Source organism: Amycolatopsis speibonae (genome assembly GCF_042647925.1).
Taxonomy (GTDB): domain Bacteria; phylum Actinomycetota; class Actinomycetes; order Mycobacteriales; family Pseudonocardiaceae; genus Amycolatopsis; species Amycolatopsis speibonae.
The window spans coordinates 241,064-257,209 of record NZ_JBHRWK010000014.1; the positions used below are offsets into that span (position 1 = coordinate 241,064).

18 protein-coding genes are annotated in these 16,146 nt (G+C 69.4%); 11 read left to right on the top strand and 7 right to left on the bottom strand.

Annotated elements, in window-relative coordinates:
• Nucleotides 1-64: 64 nt before the first annotated feature.
• Nucleotides 65-1,276 carry an amidohydrolase family protein gene (locus ACFOSH_RS09105; RefSeq protein ID WP_378238287.1) on the bottom strand — a complete coding sequence of 404 codons (1,212 nt, stop codon included), beginning with the start codon at nt 1,274-1,276 and terminating at the stop codon, nt 65-67.
• A 120-nt stretch (nt 1,277-1,396) separates the two neighbouring features.
• Here ACFOSH_RS09105 and ACFOSH_RS09110 point away from each other — a divergent pair, with 120 nt between their 5' ends.
• On the top strand, nt 1,397-2,308 hold the full coding sequence (locus ACFOSH_RS09110) for a trypsin-like serine peptidase (protein ID WP_378238288.1): 912 nt from the start codon (nt 1,397-1,399) through the stop codon (nt 2,306-2,308).
• Nucleotides 2,309-2,385: 77 nt separating this feature from the next.
• Nucleotides 2,386-2,946 carry a dihydrofolate reductase family protein gene (locus ACFOSH_RS09115; RefSeq protein ID WP_378238289.1) on the top strand — a complete coding sequence of 187 codons (561 nt, stop codon included), beginning with the start codon at nt 2,386-2,388 and terminating at the stop codon, nt 2,944-2,946.
• A gap of 178 nt (nt 2,947-3,124) precedes the next feature.
• Here the strand turns inward: ACFOSH_RS09115 and ACFOSH_RS09120 are convergent, their stop codons facing one another.
• Nucleotides 3,125-3,724, bottom strand: a complete 600-nt coding sequence (locus ACFOSH_RS09120; RefSeq protein ID WP_378238290.1) for a TetR/AcrR family transcriptional regulator — start codon at nt 3,722-3,724, stop codon at nt 3,125-3,127.
• Nucleotides 3,725-3,750: 26 nt separating this feature from the next.
• Here ACFOSH_RS09120 and ACFOSH_RS09125 point away from each other — a divergent pair, with 26 nt between their 5' ends.
• From ACFOSH_RS09125 to ACFOSH_RS09140, 4 genes are all read left to right on the top strand, one after another.
• The gene (locus ACFOSH_RS09125) at nt 3,751-4,446 is read left to right on the top strand and encodes an SDR family oxidoreductase (RefSeq protein ID WP_378238291.1); all 696 of its coding nucleotides are present in this window, start codon (nt 3,751-3,753) and stop codon (nt 4,444-4,446) included.
• Nucleotides 4,447-4,574: 128 nt separating this feature from the next.
• A complete protein-coding gene (locus ACFOSH_RS09130) occupies nt 4,575-4,778 on the top strand; it encodes a cold-shock protein (protein WP_005149851.1) in 204 nt (67 codons plus the stop codon).
• A 448-nt stretch (nt 4,779-5,226) separates the two neighbouring features.
• Nucleotides 5,227-5,574 carry a lipase family protein gene (locus ACFOSH_RS09135; protein WP_378238292.1) on the top strand — a complete coding sequence of 116 codons (348 nt, stop codon included), beginning with the start codon at nt 5,227-5,229 and terminating at the stop codon, nt 5,572-5,574.
• Between the two features lie 16 nt (nt 5,575-5,590).
• Nucleotides 5,591-6,235 carry a GNAT family N-acetyltransferase gene (locus tag ACFOSH_RS09140; RefSeq protein WP_378238293.1) on the top strand — a complete coding sequence of 215 codons (645 nt, stop codon included), beginning with the start codon at nt 5,591-5,593 and terminating at the stop codon, nt 6,233-6,235.
• On the opposite strand, the gene ACFOSH_RS09145 is transcribed toward ACFOSH_RS09140, so the two are convergent.
• Both ACFOSH_RS09145 and ACFOSH_RS09150 read right to left on the bottom strand, forming a co-directional pair.
• Nucleotides 6,225-6,872: a response regulator gene (locus ACFOSH_RS09145; RefSeq protein WP_378238294.1), complete on the bottom strand. Its 648-nt coding sequence runs from the start codon at nt 6,870-6,872 to the stop codon at nt 6,225-6,227. The genes ACFOSH_RS09140 and ACFOSH_RS09145 overlap by 11 nt on opposite strands.
• Nucleotides 6,869-8,068 (bottom strand): sensor histidine kinase, encoded by a 1,200-nt coding sequence (locus ACFOSH_RS09150; RefSeq protein WP_378238295.1) that lies wholly within the window; start codon nt 8,066-8,068, stop codon nt 6,869-6,871. Before ACFOSH_RS09150 ends, ACFOSH_RS09145 begins: the two co-directional genes overlap by 4 nt.
• A 139-nt stretch (nt 8,069-8,207) precedes the next feature.
• On the opposite strand from ACFOSH_RS09150, the gene ACFOSH_RS09155 reads away from it, so the two are divergent.
• Nucleotides 8,208-9,296, top strand: coding sequence for an alpha/beta hydrolase family protein (locus ACFOSH_RS09155; protein ID WP_378238296.1), 1,089 nt, complete (start codon nt 8,208-8,210; stop codon nt 9,294-9,296).
• Here the strand turns inward: ACFOSH_RS09155 and ACFOSH_RS09160 are convergent.
• Complete coding sequence (locus ACFOSH_RS09160) at nt 9,280-10,239, bottom strand: SDR family NAD(P)-dependent oxidoreductase (protein WP_378238297.1); 960 nt, start codon at nt 10,237-10,239, stop codon at nt 9,280-9,282. The genes ACFOSH_RS09155 and ACFOSH_RS09160 overlap by 17 nt on opposite strands.
• Before the next feature lie 55 nt (nt 10,240-10,294).
• Here ACFOSH_RS09160 and ACFOSH_RS09165 point away from each other — a divergent pair, with 55 nt between their 5' ends.
• Nucleotides 10,295-10,687: a MerR family transcriptional regulator gene (locus ACFOSH_RS09165; protein ID WP_378238298.1), complete on the top strand. Its 393-nt coding sequence runs from the start codon at nt 10,295-10,297 to the stop codon at nt 10,685-10,687.
• 112 nt (nt 10,688-10,799) lie between these two features.
• Nucleotides 10,800-11,786 (top strand): MCE family protein, encoded by a 987-nt coding sequence (locus tag ACFOSH_RS09170; RefSeq protein ID WP_378238299.1) that lies wholly within the window; start codon nt 10,800-10,802, stop codon nt 11,784-11,786.
• Nucleotides 11,787-12,175: 389 nt separating this feature from the next.
• On the opposite strand, the gene ACFOSH_RS09175 is transcribed toward ACFOSH_RS09170, so the two are convergent.
• Both ACFOSH_RS09175 and ACFOSH_RS09180 read right to left on the bottom strand, forming a co-directional pair.
• A complete protein-coding gene (locus ACFOSH_RS09175) occupies nt 12,176-12,610 on the bottom strand; it encodes a hypothetical protein (protein WP_378238300.1) in 435 nt (144 codons plus the stop codon).
• Entirely contained in the window at nt 12,603-12,968 is a 366-nt protein-coding gene (locus ACFOSH_RS09180) for a hypothetical protein (RefSeq protein WP_378238301.1), read from the bottom strand. Before ACFOSH_RS09180 ends, ACFOSH_RS09175 begins: the two co-directional genes overlap by 8 nt.
• A 425-nt stretch (nt 12,969-13,393) precedes the next feature.
• Between ACFOSH_RS09180 and lanKC the strand changes: the two genes are divergently transcribed.
• Nucleotides 13,394-15,937, top strand: coding sequence for a class III lanthionine synthetase LanKC (gene lanKC / locus ACFOSH_RS09185; protein WP_378238302.1), 2,544 nt, complete (start codon nt 13,394-13,396; stop codon nt 15,935-15,937).
• Nucleotides 15,938-15,975: 38 nt separating this feature from the next.
• Entirely contained in the window at nt 15,976-16,116 is a 141-nt protein-coding gene (locus tag ACFOSH_RS09190; protein ID WP_378238813.1) for a SapB/AmfS family lanthipeptide, read from the top strand.
• Nucleotides 16,117-16,146: the final 30 nt, after the last annotated feature.

A 16,146-nucleotide genomic window follows, 5' to 3' on the forward strand; every position in this document is an offset into this window, starting at 1 on the left:
GTGTAGCTGTCGAATTCGCCAGCCTGGCCAAAGTTGGCGGCCCTCCTGCGCTCTCGATGCCTGATCAGAACCGCACCACCGAGAGGCCGTCCGCCACGACGACGCCGTCGTGCAGCACCGTGCGGTCCTTGCCGCGGTCCATCACCGCGCTCGTCGGGGTTTCGCCGTCCACCAGCAGCAGATCGGCGCGGTCGCCGACGGCCACGCCCGGGCGGTCGGCGATGCCCGCCAGCCGCGGGACGTCGTGACTCATGATCGAAGCGCCGCCCATCGTCGCGACGGCCAGGGCCATCTCGATCAGGTCGTCGCGGCGGAAGCCGTGGGTGAAGGCCAGTTGCCAGGTGCGGTCGAGCAGATCGCAGTTGCCGTACGGGCTCCAGTAGTCCCGCTGGCCGTCCTCGCCCAGGCCGACGCGCACGCCCGCGGTCGTGAGGTCCGCCAAAGACAGCTGGCCGTCGACGGACGGCGCGACGGTCGCCATCGCGATGTCCAGTTCCGCGAACGTGTCGATCAGGCGGCGGCTCACCGATTCCGAGATCGAGCCCAGTTCGTACGCGTGCGACAGGGTCACCTTGCCGCGCATGTCCAGCGCGCGGACCCGTTCGATCACCAAGTCCGTCGAGAAAACGCCCAGGTGGCCTGGTTCGTGGAGATGGATGTCCACCTCCACGCCGTACTTCTCGGCGAGTCCGAACACGACATCGAGGTGTCCCTTGGGGTCCTTGTCCAGCGAGCACGGGTCGATCCCGCCGACGACCGTGGCGCCCGAGCGCAGTGAAGCCTCCAGGACATCCACGGTGCCAGGCTCACGCAGGATTCCGGCCTGCGGGAACGCCATGATTTCGACGTCCGCGTGCCCGGCGAAGTGCTCCTTCGCGGCGAGGACGGCGTCGAGCTTCTCCAGCTTGCAGTCGATGTCCACCTGCGCGTAGGTGCGCACCCGGGTGGTGCCGTTGGCGATCATCCGTTCCAGCGTCCCGGCGACGCGCTCGGGCAGCGGAACCTCGGCGTCGCGCCAGTTCTCACGGTCGTTCAACATCATCGCCCACACGCCCGGCGCGCCGGTGTGCGGCCGGAACGGCAGGCCGATCCGCGTCGAGTCCAGATGGACGTGCACGTCGCTGAACGACGGGAACAGCAGCCGCCCGCGCCCTTCGACCGTGCCGGGCGACGGCGTGGCGGCGGGATCGTGCGGCCGCACCGCGGCGATCCGGCCTTCCGCCACTTCGACGTCACTGTGCTGTCCGCCCCACGGGCGGACGTCACGGATCAACACAGAGGGCACCTTTCTCGACGGGGCCTTGAAGCGACCCACTTTGGTATACCAAATGGGCCGAGTGTGGGCAACGCCGAGTGATCACGATCAACCTCCCCGGCGCCGGGACGTCCACTGTGTATGGACTTGAAGCACGCAGTTCGCCGGGTCGTCGCCATGTCCGCCGTTCTCGGTGCCGCGACGGTGGCGGTGGCCGCACCGGCGTCCGCGGCCGACGACCAGGTGGTGACCACGGTGAGCGAGGCCGACCGGGCGGCGGCGCTGGCTCATTGGACGCCGGAGCGGATGAGTCAGTGGGTGGGCGAGGAGGACCTTCCGCCCGCCGAGAAGATCGGCCGCGAATGGGAGGGGCCGGTGCCGTCAGGGGTCGGGCGGCTGTTCTTCACCGCCGAGCCCGGTGTCGACGGATCCTGCACGGCGACGGTGGTTCCCGGTGCCAGCAAGGATGTGGCCTTCACCGCCGGACACTGTGTGAACGGCGGGCTGGACCGGTTCGACAATCCGATCAAGATCGTGAACGTCGTGTTCGTGCCGGGCTACGACCACGGCAAAGTGCCGCACGGGGTGTTCGCTGCCCGGTCCTTCGCCTGGTCCGGCACGTATTCGGGGCCGATGAGCGGGTCGGACGACGACGCGGTGATCGCCCTCGACCCGGTCGACGGCCGGCACGTCGCGGACGTCGCGGGCACCCAGGACATCTCGTTCGCGGAGCTTCCGTCCACTGTGGACACGACGATCCTGGGCTACCCCGTTTCGAAGGCGGCCGGCGGTGAGGCGTTGTTCTCCTGTGTGCGGCCCGCCACGCTCAAGGTCAACTCGGTCAACACGACGTGGAACACCGATTGCGACCTGGCGGGCGGCTCCAGTGGCGGTCCGTGGCTGCGGAATTTCGATCCCGCCACCGGAAAGGGCACCATCTTCAGCGTCACGAGCCGGGGAACGATGACTGAGGACGGCGTGACCGCGGACCTCAGCGGCGCCGCTTTGACGGAGCCCGTGCGGAAGTTGTACGAGCGAGCCGGGGAGCTCTGAGCGACGCCCGGTGTCGAGAAGGCCGGATCGGCTCCGACCCTTCCTCTGAAAGCATCGGAAGCGAAGGAGGCCTTGTGATGAGCAAGGTGGTGTTGGATGTGTCGATGTCGTTGGACGGCTTCACCGCCGGGCCGGACGTCCGGGCCGAAGAGCCCATGGGCGACGGAGGCGAACGGCTGCACGACTGGATGGCCGGCGACGGAGCCGACGCCCGCGCCTTCGAGGAGGTGAACGCGCGGGTCGGGGCCACTGTGATCGGGCGCCGCACCTTCGACCTCGGTCTGCGCCCGTGGGGCGGGACGCCGTGGCCCGGCGTCCCGAGCTTCGTCGTCACCCATCGGACCAGGGAAGACCTCCTCGGGGACAACGGCGGGACGTTCGCCTTCGACGCGATGGAGACCGCTGTCCGGCGCGCCGAAGCCGCCGCCGGGGACAAGGACGTCCTGGTGATGGGTGCGGACGTCGCCGGGCAACTGCTCGGCGCGGGCCTGCTCGACGAGGTCCATCTCCATCTCGCCCCCGTGGTGCTGGGGCGGGGGACCGGCTTGTTCGCCGGTCACCTGGGCGAGCTGATCCCACAGGGCGCGCCTGACGCGGGGATCGCTACTCACCTGCGGTTTCGCGTCCGCGCGCGGTGAGTGAGCTCGTCGACGACGCGTTGCCACGCCGGTGACGCCTCCGAGATCGGGAGACGACCAGCTCGCGGTACCCGGAGCGGCCGCCGTCCTGATCGCGGACGGTGCGCACGGTCACGCCGGCAGTCGCCGCGAGCCGGCCGATCGTGAGCACCAGTCCTCCTGGTCCCGGAATCACAGGTCAAGCCCGTGCGCGAAGCCCGTCGACGAGGATCGACAGCAACCGCGGCCCTCGCGCGTCGAGTTCGGCGTCGTCCAGCCGGGTCAGCCAGCTGATGAGCACGATGACGTCGCGTGCTTCGGCGTCGGCTCGGAGGCTGCCGTCCGAGCGCCCGGCGGCCAGCAACAGTTCCACCGCCTCGCCGATCGGGCCGAGGCTGTGGGCGGCGAGGTCGCGCCAGGTCGCCGCCTCGACGGCCGCGAACACGTCGCGTTTGACCCTCGCGTAGGCGGCCACCCGGTCGAACCACGCCGCCAGCGCGTCCGGCGGCCGGTGCGCCGCCAGCAGCCGCGGAGCCGCGGCTACCAGGTCTTCCACCTCCCGGCGGTACACCTCGGCGAGGAGGTCCTCGCGGGTCGGGAAGTGCCGGTACAGGGTGCCCTGGCCGATGCCGCAGGCCTTCGCGACCGCGTTGAGCTTGAGCTCTCCCGGCTCGTGCACGAGGGCACGCGCCGCTTCAAGGATCCGTTCGCGGTTGCGCTGGGCGTCAGCACGCCGCGCGCCGCCGCTCTCGGCAGAAGCGGACACGTGTCCGCTATGGTGGTCGGAGTAACCGGACATGTGTCCACTCTAGGCGGAGGATGTTCATGACCCTTCACGGCAAGGTCGTCGCCGTCACCGGCGCCAGCAGCGGAATCGGCGAGGCGACCGCTCGTCACCTCGCCTCGCGCGGCGCGCGCGTCGTCCTCGGCGCCCGCCGCACCGACCGGCTGGACAGCCTGGTCGCCGAGATCGAGGCCGACGGCGGTGAGGCGGCCGCCACCCGCGTGGACGTCACCGATCCCGGCGATCTCAAGGCGCTGGTAGCCCTCGCCCTCGAACGTTTCGGCCGCCTGGACGTCTTCGTGGGCAACGCCGGGATCGCCAAGCTCGGCCCCCTCGCCGACCTGGACGTCGAGAGCTGGGCGACGATGGTCGACGTGAACCTCAAGGGGATCCTGCACGGGATCTCGGCGGCCCTGCCGGTGTTCCGGGAGCAGGGCGGTGGCCACTTCGTCACCGTCGTCTCGACGGCCGGCCTGCGGATCGTCCCCACCCAGGCGGTGTACGCCGGGACGAAGAACGCGGTCCGCACCCTCCTGGAGGGCCTGCGGCAGGAGAACACCGACGGGACGCTGCGGACGACTTCGATCTCGCCCGGCTACGTCCGCACCGAGCTCGTCGGCGACACCGGCTTCGGGATCGACCCGGCGGCGGTGGCCGGGGCCATCGCCTTCGCGATCGACCAGCCCGAGGACGTCGAAATCGGCGATCTGACCATCCGGCCGACGCGCCAAGGGTGACGCTGACCTGCGAATTTGTTCGAATTTGGGATGGCGGCGTGTGCTCCGGCGCAAGACCTGCCACAATGGACGGCGAGATCGGGGCATCGAATGGGCTCAGACTCGCTATGAAGAGCAGGTAAAAAAGTATGGCTCAGGGCAGCGTTAAGTGGTTCAACGGCGAAAAGGGCTTCGGCTTCATCGCTCAGGACGACGGCGGACCGGACGTTTTCGTGCACTACTCGGAGATCCAGGGCAGCGGTTTCAAGTCCCTGGACGAAGGGCAGCGCGTCGAGTTCGAGATCGGCCAAGGTCAGAAGGGCCCGCAGGCCCAGCGCGTCGTCGCCATCTGACTTTTCTCCACGCCGAAGGCCTCCATCCGATCCGGGTGGGGGCCTTCGGGCGTTTCCGGGCCGCCGATCGGCCCGCGCGGCTCGGGACCCGGCAGCGGATCACAAAACGCCGAAACCCGTGCTCAGGGACCTGACAAGGCCCGGAATCGCGGGTTGGCGACCTCTCCGCGTGCCTCCACTGCGGGCTTTCTCTCGCCGGTCCGGTGGGAGTCGACCCGAACTCATCAGTGGAGTTCAGCATGCGCTTTTCTTCCCGCGTCGCCCGTCGGCGTGCCCTGATGTCCAGCGCGGTGACAGCCGGTCTCGCCGCCGCCCTGCTGTCCTTCGGCGCGGCGCCCGCCGGCGCCGAACCCGGTTTCCACGATCCGCCGTCACCGCTTCCGCCGGGCGGCAACGGCGACGTGCTCAAGACCGACTGCCCGGCACCGGGCTCTCGGCCGGCTCACCCGTGGGTATCGCGGCCAACCGCGTCGGGACGCTCAAGCCCGCGGCGCCGGTGCTGGTCGAACACACGCCCAACGACGACGTCATCCCGTCGAGCATCGGCAAGCAGCTCGGCAAGGACTGGTGCGCGAAGGGCGCCGACGTGCGCTTCCAGGACATCCCGTCGTTCAGCCCGGTCTTCTCCCACGTCCTGGTTATCACCGCCGCCCAGGGCAACGCGGCGAACTGGCTGGCCGAGCGCTTCGCCGGGAAGCCGACGGCGGGGAACTGCGGCCGGTTCCAGGGGCGGCGCCCGTCCGGGCCCGCGACGACGTGCCTCGCCACTACCGATATCGTCGAGGGATGCTTGTGATCGTTCGTGAGCACCCGTGCGGCCGGACGCGGTGAGCCACTCCGCCCTGGAACCCGAGCAGGTCGGGCGGAAGGTGCGGTTGCGCGAGGTCGGTCTCCGGGACCGCCGGGTCCTGATGGGCTTCGACCGCGACATGGCCCGCGAGGCGACGACGCTGATCGGCGGCGGGCACCGGCATTGGGCCTCGCACCGTTCGGGGTCCGCGGGCGACGACATCCACTTCGGCATCGAGACGGTGCGCGGCCGGATGCTGGTCGGTTCGGTCTGCACCATCGGCGCCGACCCGGTGGCCGGCCAGTTCGGATACGGCATCGGGATCGCCCCTCGCCACCAACGCTGCGGATACGCCACGGACGCCATCACCGTCCTCCTGGCGCATATGTTCGAGCAACGCGGCTTCCGCAAATGCGAGGTCACCGTGTACGGCGGCAACCTGGCGTCGCTTTCGCTGCACGGCGGCCTCGGCTTCCGCGAGGAAGGCAGGCTGCGCGACACCGAAGTGGTGCGCGGCGAGATCAAGTACCTGGTGCGGATGGGCATCACGGCCGCGCAGTTCGCCGCCCGCCCCGCCGGCGACCTCGGCGACCTCGGCAGGCGCGGCCAGCACCGGCGGCCCCGCCGCGGCAAGCACTGGCGCGCGCCCGCCCCGGTCAGCGGCTGATCATCCCGGATTCGTAGGCGAACACGACGGCCTGGACACGGTCCCGGAGCCCGAGTTTCGTGAGGATGCGGCCGACGTGGGTCTTCACCGTCCCCGGCGAGAGGAACAGCAGTTCCGCGATCTCGGCGTTGGACAGGCCGCGGGCCAGCTGCTGCAGCACCTCGTGTTCGCGCCCGGTGAGCAGGGCGAGCCTGCCGTCCTGCACCGGGGCGGGCAGGCCCGTGACGACACGGTCGAGCAGCCGCCGGGTGACGGTGGGCGCGAGCGTGGCGTCACCGGCGGCGACGACGCGGACGCCGGAGAGCAGGTCCGGCGCGAGCGCGTCCTTCAGCAGGAAGCCGCTGGCCCCCGCCTGGAGCGCGGCGTAGACGTATTCGTCGAGGTCGAAGGTGGTCAGCACCAGCACCCGGGCGCGGTGGGCCGCGGCGATCGCGGCGGTGGCCTCGACGCCGTCCATCCCGGGCATCCGGATGTCCATGAGCACGACGTCGGGATCGAGGTCCTTCACCAGCGTGATGGCCTCCGCGCCGTCGCCCGCCTCGCCGACGACGTCGATGTCCTCCGCGTTGTCCAGGATCATCCGCAGGCCGGTGCGCACGAGCGCCTGGTCGTCGGCGATGACCACTCGGATCGTCATGTCGGCAGGGTCGCGCGGACGGCGAAGCCGCGATCCGGCCGCGGCTCCGCTTCGAAGGTGCCGCCCAGTACGTTCACCCGTTCCCGCATCCCTTCGAGGCCGTGCCCGCCGCCGGACGGTTCCACCGCGCTGCCGTCGTCGGTCACCTCGATCTCCAGCACGCCAGGCCCGTATCGCATCACGATAGTCACCGATGCGCCCGGACCGGCGTGTTTCAGCACATTCGTCAGCGCCTCCTGCACGATCCGGTAGGCCGCGAGGTCCACTGTGGACGGAAGTGGCCGGGGTTCCCCTTCGACCCGGAAGTCGACCGGGGTGCCCGCGGAACGGACGTCGGCGACCAGCCGCGGCAAGCGTTCCACGCCGGGCTGCGGCTCCCGGTCCGGCTCGTCCTGGCCGAGCGCGCCGAGCAGCCGCCGGATCTCGCTCAACGCGGTCCGCCCGGTGCCGACGACGGCGTCCAGCGCCTCCCGCGCCCGTTCGGGCCGCCGCTCCAGTTCCGCCTGGGCGCCCTGGGCCTGCAACACCATCACGGAAAGCGCGTGCGCGACGACGTCGTGCAGTTCGCGGCTGATCCGGCCGCGTTCGGCGACCACGGCCAGCGCGGCCTGGGAGTCCCGCTCGCGTTCGAGGTCGGCGGCCCGCTGTTCCAGCACCGCCAGGCGGATCCGGCGCTGCCGCGTGTTCAGCCCGGCCAGCCAGGCCACCGCGAGCGACAGCCCGATGCCGGGGAACCCGCCCCAGTCCTGGACCTGGCGGTGGTCGGCGTCGAAGTCGGGGGGTGCCAGCGGATCGATGATGATGATCCGCGGCGGTATCGGAGCCGGAGTCCGCGAATTCGTTTCGGCGGAATGGAACGACCACGCTCCGGCGACGAGCAGTCCCGCCGCCAGCAGCGCGAGCGAGACCCGCCGCGAACCCCACGCCGCGACGGAGAAGAGACCGACCAACGCCACGCCGTCGACCGGGCGGAGATCGTTGCCCATGGCCAGATGCAGGAGGGAGACCACCGCCCCGGCCGCGAACGTGATCGTGGGATTGCGATGCCGGATCAGCAAGGAAGCCAAGGCCACCAAGGAGGTCAGCCACCATCCGAAGCCCTCGGGGTCATCAGCGGAGACCACAGTGGACAGTCCGATGAGCACGGTCAGCCCGACGTCCACTGCCTTCGGGTGACTCCTGAGGATGGCCGGCACCAGCCGAGCGTAATCCCGGATCGGGCGCAGCGGATCCGCCTCGCGGCAGACATCGGGATACGACCTGCGGCAGACGCGCGAACACGACGCCGGGCCGCAGGCTGGGCGGCGGAAGATCCTCGACAGAAACGGAATCCTCATGAGAAGGCTTCTCGTCGCACTGGCCGCCTTGTCCGCCATGGTGTCCTTGGCGAGTCCTGCTTCGGCGGCTCCTCGGCTGACGTTGCCGCCGCCGACCGGCCCGCATCCGGTCGGTTCCACCGACCTGCACCTGGTCGACTCCGCGCGTCAGGACCCGTGGGTGCCGACAGGGCCGCGCGAGCTGATGGTGTCGATGTTCTACCCCGCCTTGCTGCCGCTCGGCCCGAAACGTCCGTACCTCACCTTGGCCGAGGCCAAGGCGTTCCTGACCGAATCCGGTGTCCCCGACGTCGACCCCGCGCGGGTCGCCGGGATCCGGACCAGCGCCAGGGTCGACGCCCCGCCCCAGCCAGGGAAGCGCGCGCTGGTCGTCCTGTCGCCGGGATTCGGCAAACCGCGCACCACGCTCACCGGGCTGGCGGAAGAGCTGGCGAGCAAGGGTTTCGTCGTCGCGCTGATCGGCCACAACCACGAATCCCACGGCACCGCCTTCCCCGACGGGCACGTCACCGAATGCGCCGCGTGCGGATCCGAATCCACGCTGATCCCGCCGATCCGCGCCACGGACGTCTCGTTCGTCCTCGACACGCTGACCGCGCCTTCGTCGCCGTGGTCCCGGCTGATCGACCGGACGCGGATCGGCATGGCAGGACATTCGATCGGCGGGTACAGCACGCCGACGGCGATGGTCGCCGACCAGCGGATCCGCGCCGGCGCCGATCTGGACGGCAGGCTGTGGTCCCCGATTCCCGCGGCCGGGATCGACCGGCCGTTCCTGCTGCTGGGCCGCGAAAGCGAGTACACCCCGGCCGGTCCGGACACGACCTGGGCGGGCAGCTGGCCGAACCTCACCGGCTGGAAGCGCTGGATCAGCGTCGCGGCGGCCGGGCACGCTTCCTTCACCGACGTCGGCGTGCTCGGTGAGCAGCTCGGCCTGACCCCGCCCGGCACGCTCGGCGGCGACCGGGGAATGGTGCTGACCAGGGCCTACGTGTCCGCCTTCTTCGACAAGAACCTGCGCGGCGGCCGTCAGCCGCTGCTGGTCGGGCCGGTGGCGGGCAACCCCGAGATCAAGTTCTGGAACTGACACCGGTGAGGCCGTCCGAAAGCTCCCAGAGCCGGGCGGCCTCGCCGGCGTCGATCGCGAAGGGGCGCACACCCACCCACTCGCCTTCTTCGGGCGCGATCTCGGCGACGTCGCAGTCCTCGCAGTAGAGCCCGCCCATGCCGTCCAGCCGCGGTGACGTCGCCGCCCAGACCTGGGTGGCCGCACCCTGCTCCGGCGACTTGAAAGCCGGGTCGGCCTGGTTCCCGTGCTCGTCGATCCAGCCGCGCTCGACCATCTCCTCCTGCCGCAGATGCCGCTGCAGGGGAGTGAGGATGGCGCCCGGATGCAGGCTGAAGGCGCGGATCCCGTGGTCGGCGCCGAGCTTGTCCAGATGCACCGCGAACAGCACGTTCGCCGTTTTGGCCTGGCCGTAGGCGAGCCACCGGTCGTAGCCGCGCTCGAAGTGGACGTCGTCCCAGCGCATCGGCGAGGAATGGTGACCGGAGGAGGCCACCGCGACGACCCGGGCGCCGCCGTCCGCCGTCAGCGCGGGCCAGAGCCGGTTCACCAGGGCGAAGTGGCCGAGGTGGCAGATCGCGAAATGCGACTCCCAGCCGGGGCCGACCCGCCGTTCGGGCGCGGCCATGATCCCGGCGCCCGCGATCAGCAGGTCGATCGAGCGTCCCGTGCCGAGGAACCGGCGGGCGAAGGCCTCGACGCTCGTCAGGTCGGCGAGGTCGAGTTCGCCGACCTCGGTGCCGGAGATCCCGGCGAGGGCGGCCTCCGCGTCGGCCGGACGGCGGGCGGGGACGACGACGTGCGCGCCGGCGTTCGCCAGCGCACGGGTGGTTTCCAGGCCCAGCCCCGAATACCCGCCGGTGACGACGGCGAGCTTGCCCGAGAGGTCGATCCCGTTCAGGACTTCCGCGGCGGTACTGCGCGCGCCGAAGCCGGAGCCGATCTTGTGCTGTGAGGTGGTCATGTGGCGAACGCTAGGAGCTAGAGGGCTCTCCAGGTCAAACGCTATCGTCGGCCGGGTGACGGAACTCGCGATCGGCAAGGTCACCGACCGGACGGGCCTCAGCGTGCACGCGCTTCGCTTCTACGAGAAGGAAGGGCTGCTCGCGGCACCGGTGAAACGGGACGCGAACGGCCGCCGCGTGTACACCGAGCACGATGTCGAATGGCTGGTGAACTGCACGAAGTTCCGGGCGTCCGGGATGCCGCTCGCCACGATCCGCGAGTTCGCGGAGCTCGTCCGGCAGGGGCCGGGCAACGAGGAGAAGCGGCTGGAGCTGTTGCGGGACCATCAGGCCACCGTCCGCGACCGGATCGCCGAGCTGGCCGACTGCCTGGAGCTGATCGGCAGGAAGGTCGAGGTCTACGAGGAGCATGTCGCGCGGGGGACCGCGGACACGCTTTGGCGCTAGCGCGACTGTCCATAATGGACAGACGACAGTACCCGATCGGTGCAACGTTTCGCCTGGCGACGGACAGGGGTGGCCCCTAGAGTTTGCCGCTCGTGACCTGCGAGGTGAGGCGATGAGATCCTTCGGCGCGGTGGATCCGGTCAAGATGGCGCTCGCCGGGCTCACCACGATGGCTCTCGGGATGGCGGCGGCGCTCAACGCCGACGCCCTGCCGGTGATCGGCGGCGGCACCACCTATTCCGCCGAATTCTCCGACGCGGGCGGGCTTCGCGCGGACAACGACGTCCGGATAGCCGGGGTGAAGGTCGGCAAGATCTCCGAGATCGACCTCGAAGGCGATCGCGTGCTCGTCTCGTTCCGGGTGAAGGACGCCTGGCTCGGCGACGCCACGAGCGCGTCCATCCGGATCAAGAACGTCCTGGGGCAGAAGTACTTGGCGCTCGACCCGCGTGGCGAAGCGATCCTCGATCCCGGTGATGCGATCCCGCTGCGGCGGACCACCGCGCCGTATGACGTCCTTGAAGCGTTTCGGGATCTGTCGAAGACCGTCGATGCCATCGACGTCGACCAGCTCGCGAAGAGCTTCGACGCCATCTCGGCCACCTTCGCCGACACGCCCGCCGACGTCCGCGCCGCGCTCGACGGGATCTCGAAGCTTTCCGGCACCATCGCCTCCCGCGACCGGCAGCTCCGGACGCTGGTGGCGAACACGCGGCAGGTCTCGCAGACCCTCGTCGACCGCGACACCGAGGCCCAGCGGCTGATCGAGGACGGCAACGCGCTGCTGCGCGCGATCTCCACCCGGCAGCAGGCGATCAAGGACCTGCTCGACGGGTCGAAACGGCTCGCGACCGCCCTCGACGGCATCATCGCCGACAACGACGGGCAACTCGGGCCGGTGCTCAAACAACTCGACAGGCTGACGTCGATGCTCCAGCGCAACCAGGATTCGCTGGCCAAGGGGATCGCCGCGTTCGCCCCGGCGATCCGGGTGCTCACCAACGTCGCGGGCAACGGGCACTGGATCGACGGCTACCTGTGCGGGCTGATCCTGCCCTCGTTCGGCCCGCTCAACGAAAAAGGCTGCTTCGAAAAGTAAGAGTGAGGGGCGCGGACCGCTTTTGGTCTCGTGAGTGGCTGGGACGGGGTGGAGCGGGCCGGTTTCGCCTACCTGCCGCTGACCTGCACGATCCCAGCGGAGGCCCGAGCGACGGTGGAGGATTGGGGACACTCAACGTCCCCAATCCTCCACCGTCGCGGGGCCACCCGATTCCTGAACTTGATCAACGGAGGATGGGGGCGTCGCGTGTCCCGGATCTTCCGTTGTCCAATATGCGTCTACCTACGCCTGACCTGGGCGAAGATGGCGAGTCAGGAAAGTGCTGGGTCGCACCTTCCGCCCAGCACGAAGACACCGGATCCCAGCGGTAATCAAATGCCGGCCCGCCGGAACCGTCCTAGCCACTCACGAGACCAAACGCAGGTCCGCTACGGCTTCGTCCGCCGCAACCAGAACAACCCGATCACCGGCAGCACCAGCGGGATGAAGAGATAGCCCTGCCCGTACACCGACCACACGGTGGCGTGCGGGAAGGCCTCGCGGTCGAAGAGGCTGAACGTGCCGACGGTCAGCACGCCGAGCAGTTCGATCCCGCAGGCGACCAGCGCGACCCGCCACCAGCCCGCGCCGCGGCGGGCCAGTGCCACGGTGGCCAGGAGGTAGACGACGGCCGCGAACGCGGAGAGGGCGTAGGCCAGCGGGGCCTCGTGGAACTTGGTCCCGATCTGCACGGCGGCGCGTGAGGTCGCCGCCAGCGCGAAGATCGCGTACACCGCGACCAGGATCCGTCCCGGGCCGGAGGTCTTGTCCGGATGGGTTTCCGCGGCGGTGTCCACCGTGTTCTCCTCGGTTTCCTCAGGCACTGGCGCCCGCCCACACCTCGTGCAGCCGGAGCACCATCACCGGGATGGCGAGGCAGGCGATCCCGAGGATCGCGGTGCTCGACCGCGTGCGTTCGGCCAGCGCCCAGAACGTCCCGAGCGGGAGCACGACGAGGCTGCCGATCAGGTAGGCGAGATAGGTGGCCATGCTGCCGGGGCGGCCGCCGCCGATCAGCAGTACGACGCCGATGACGAGCTGGGCGACCAGGAGGAGTTCGACGACGGCGAGGCCGGCGAGCAAGGCGTTGTCCGGCAGTTTTTTACGCGCGGACTGCACGAAACTCCACGCCGCGACCAGCGCCGCGCAGATCGCGACGGTCACCGCGAAGCCTGTGATCACGCCCGCCTCCTTACCTGCTCCACCGGCGACAACGTACCTCCGGGCCGATCACCGCCGACGGGCGACCGGTCGGCCGCGTGGCGGGCGCCACGAAGCGAGCAGTGGTCCAGACCTCGGGTGAATAGATCACGAAGCGCACCGGGTTGGCGCTCCGCCAATTCGGTGGCGCGTTATTGTGATCGGCGCCGGGACCAGGGATTACGTCGCAGATACGTTCCTGTTACACACCGACCGGGTGGTTGAAAACCGAGTTGATCTCACGCTGGGTACCCCTACCATTCGGTAGGTTTCAAATTCACGTCCCTGAACAGCCCATCCGAACCCCCGGTATGGCGGATTGGCCGTTCGGTATCCGACGGGTGGAATATTCCCCATCGCGATGGTGCACATGGCCCATCCGATTGGTGCCAAGGAGGGGGCGCTCGATGGACGTCCGGTACGAAGCGTATTGCTTCGCCGATCCGCTGTTCTTCGACGAGCAGCAGGAAAACGGGGACGTCGCCGACGATTTCGCCTCCCTGTTGCCCGCTCCCGAGTCAGGCTGGCGGACCGGGGTGCGTGGAGTGTGGCGGATGATGCACCCTGTTGCTCGGAACCTTCCCTTGCAAGGCTGGAAAATCCACGTTTCGGCAGGGTTGGGAAACGCCGAGCGAGTGCTCGTGAAGGTGCACGAGCATTGTCTCGAGCGCACTCTGTCCTACAAGCATCTGCGTTCGCGGAGCACGCTGCTGGCCAGGAATTCCAAATACGCTCCGCGTGACGGAAGCGGCAAGTTACTGACTCTTTATCCAGCTGACAACGACGAGCTGGAGCGTGTGCTCGCCGAGTTGTCCGCGAAGCTCGACGGGGAACCCGGCGCCTACATTCTCAGTGATCTTCGGTATGGTGCCGGGCCGCTCTACGTCCGCTATGGCGGATTCGCTGAACAATGGGTCGAACTCGACGGAAAACGTGTCCTCGCGGTGCGCAAACCGGACGGAACGCTGGTCCCGGATAAGCGCGAGTCGACCTTCTCGGTACCCGGCTGGGTGACGATTCCGGAGTTCCTCGCGCCTCATCTCGCAGCTCGCAAGAGCGGCGGCGTGGATCAGTTCCCCTATCGGGTGAAAAGTTCACTGCACTTCTCGAACGGCGGCGGCGTGTACCTCGCCGACCGGAACGCCGACGGCGAGCAGGTGGTCCTGAAGGAGGCCAGGCCGTTCGCCGGCCTCGACCGCGACGAGATCGACGCGGTCGATCGGCTCCGCTGGGAGCACGAGGTGCTGGAGCGGCTGAAGGGCATCGAGGGCATCCCCGCGGCCTACGACCGGTTCACCGTCTGGGAGCACCACTTCCTGGCCATGGAGTACATGCCGGGCGTTTCCCTCGGCAGCTGGCTCGCCCGCAACTACCCGCTCACCCGGCGGGACTGCACCGAGGCCGACATCGTCGCCTACACCGAGCGAGCCCTGGCGCTGGTCGACCGCGTGGCACGGATGGTCGACGAGGTGCACGGCCGCAGGATCGTCTTCGGTGATCTGCACTCGATGAACATCCTGGTCGACGGCGACGACGACGAGATCGGGCTGATCGACTTCGAGATGGCCACGGACGCCGGCAGCGGCAAGCGACCGGCGCTCGGCGCACCCGGGTTCCGCGCCCCGCGGGACCGGAACGGGTTCGAGATCGACGACTACGCGATCGCCGTGCTGAAGCTGTGGATCTTCCTGCCGCTCACCACGCTTCTCGAGCTCGCCCCGGCGAAGCTGCGCGGGCTCGCGGACTTCGTCCAGCGGCGTTTCGACGTCCCGGAGGGCTACGCCGACGCGATCGTCGCCGAGCTCGCGCCGCGGAACGCCCAGCCGCGGAGCGCTTCGACCGAACTCGACCAGGAGAAGCCCGACTGGGCGCTGGTCCGCAAGCAGCTCACGGAGGGGATCCTCGCCTCCGCGACCCCCGAGCGCACCGACCGGCTCTTCCCCGGCGACATCGAGCAGTTCCGGGTCGGCGGAGCCTGCTTCGGTTACGGCGCGGCCGGTGTCCTCCACGCTTTGAACGCGGTCGGCGGGGAGCGGTATCCCGATCACGAACGCTGGCTGCTGGACTCGGTCCGCCGCGATCCGCCCGATCGCCCCGGTTTCTACGACGGCTCGTACGGAATCGCGTATGTCCTGGAAGAACTCGGATATCGCGAGGAGGCCACCAAGCTGCTGGCGGCGTCGGCGACGCTGGTCGAGCAGACCACCGACCACAGCCTCGAAGGCGGTCTGTCCGGCATCGGGCTCACCCAGCTGCACTTCGCGGTGGCCCGCAAGGACAACGAGTTCGGCAGGCAGGCGCTCGCCACCGCGGTCCGGCTCGCCGAAGCACTCGAGACCGCTGCCCCGCCCGGCAAATTCGCCAGGGCAGGCCTGCTCAACGGCTGGTCCGGACCCGCGCTGCTGTTCGTCCGGCTGTTCGAGCGCACCCGCGAAGAGGGCTGGCTGTCCTTCGCCGACCAGGCGCTGGAGCGGGACATCGAGGAGTGCGTCGAGTCCGACGACGGCTCTTTGCAGGTCCGCGACGGCGAATCCAGGACGCTGCCCTACGTGGGTGTCGGCGGCGCGGGGATCCTCATGGTCGCCGAGGAACTGGCGAAGTACCGCCCGGACGCGAAGTCGTTGAAGAGCCTCCCCGGCCTTCGGGAAGCTTGCCGTGGCGAGTTCGTCATCCATCCCGGCCTCTTCTTCGGCCGATGCGGGCTGATGACCGCGCTCTCGATGGGCTCCGAGCCGGATCAGCGCGTCCTCGACACCATCGACCTGCATCTTTCCCGGCTGGCCTGGTACGCGATGCCGTACAAGGACGGCCTGGCGTTCCCCGGCAACCAGCTGCTGCGGCTGTCGATGGACGTCGTCACCGGCGGCGCGGGCGTGCTCCTCGCCCTCGCCGCGACCCTGGACGGGAAGGCCGTGCTGCCTTTCCTGTCCCCCCGGACCACCGGCCACTGACGGCCGGCGGAAACAGGTAACCGATGAAAGGGAACACCATGGAACTGGTTCTCGACCTGCAGGCCCTGGAAGCCCCCGAGGCCCTCGAAGGTGGCCACGGCGGCGGCGGCGGGGGCAGCAACCTGAGCCTGCTCGCTTCCTGCAACAACAGCACCATCAGCCTGCTGACCTGCCACTGATCTCCGGCAGTTCGCCCAGCTGGTAGTCGA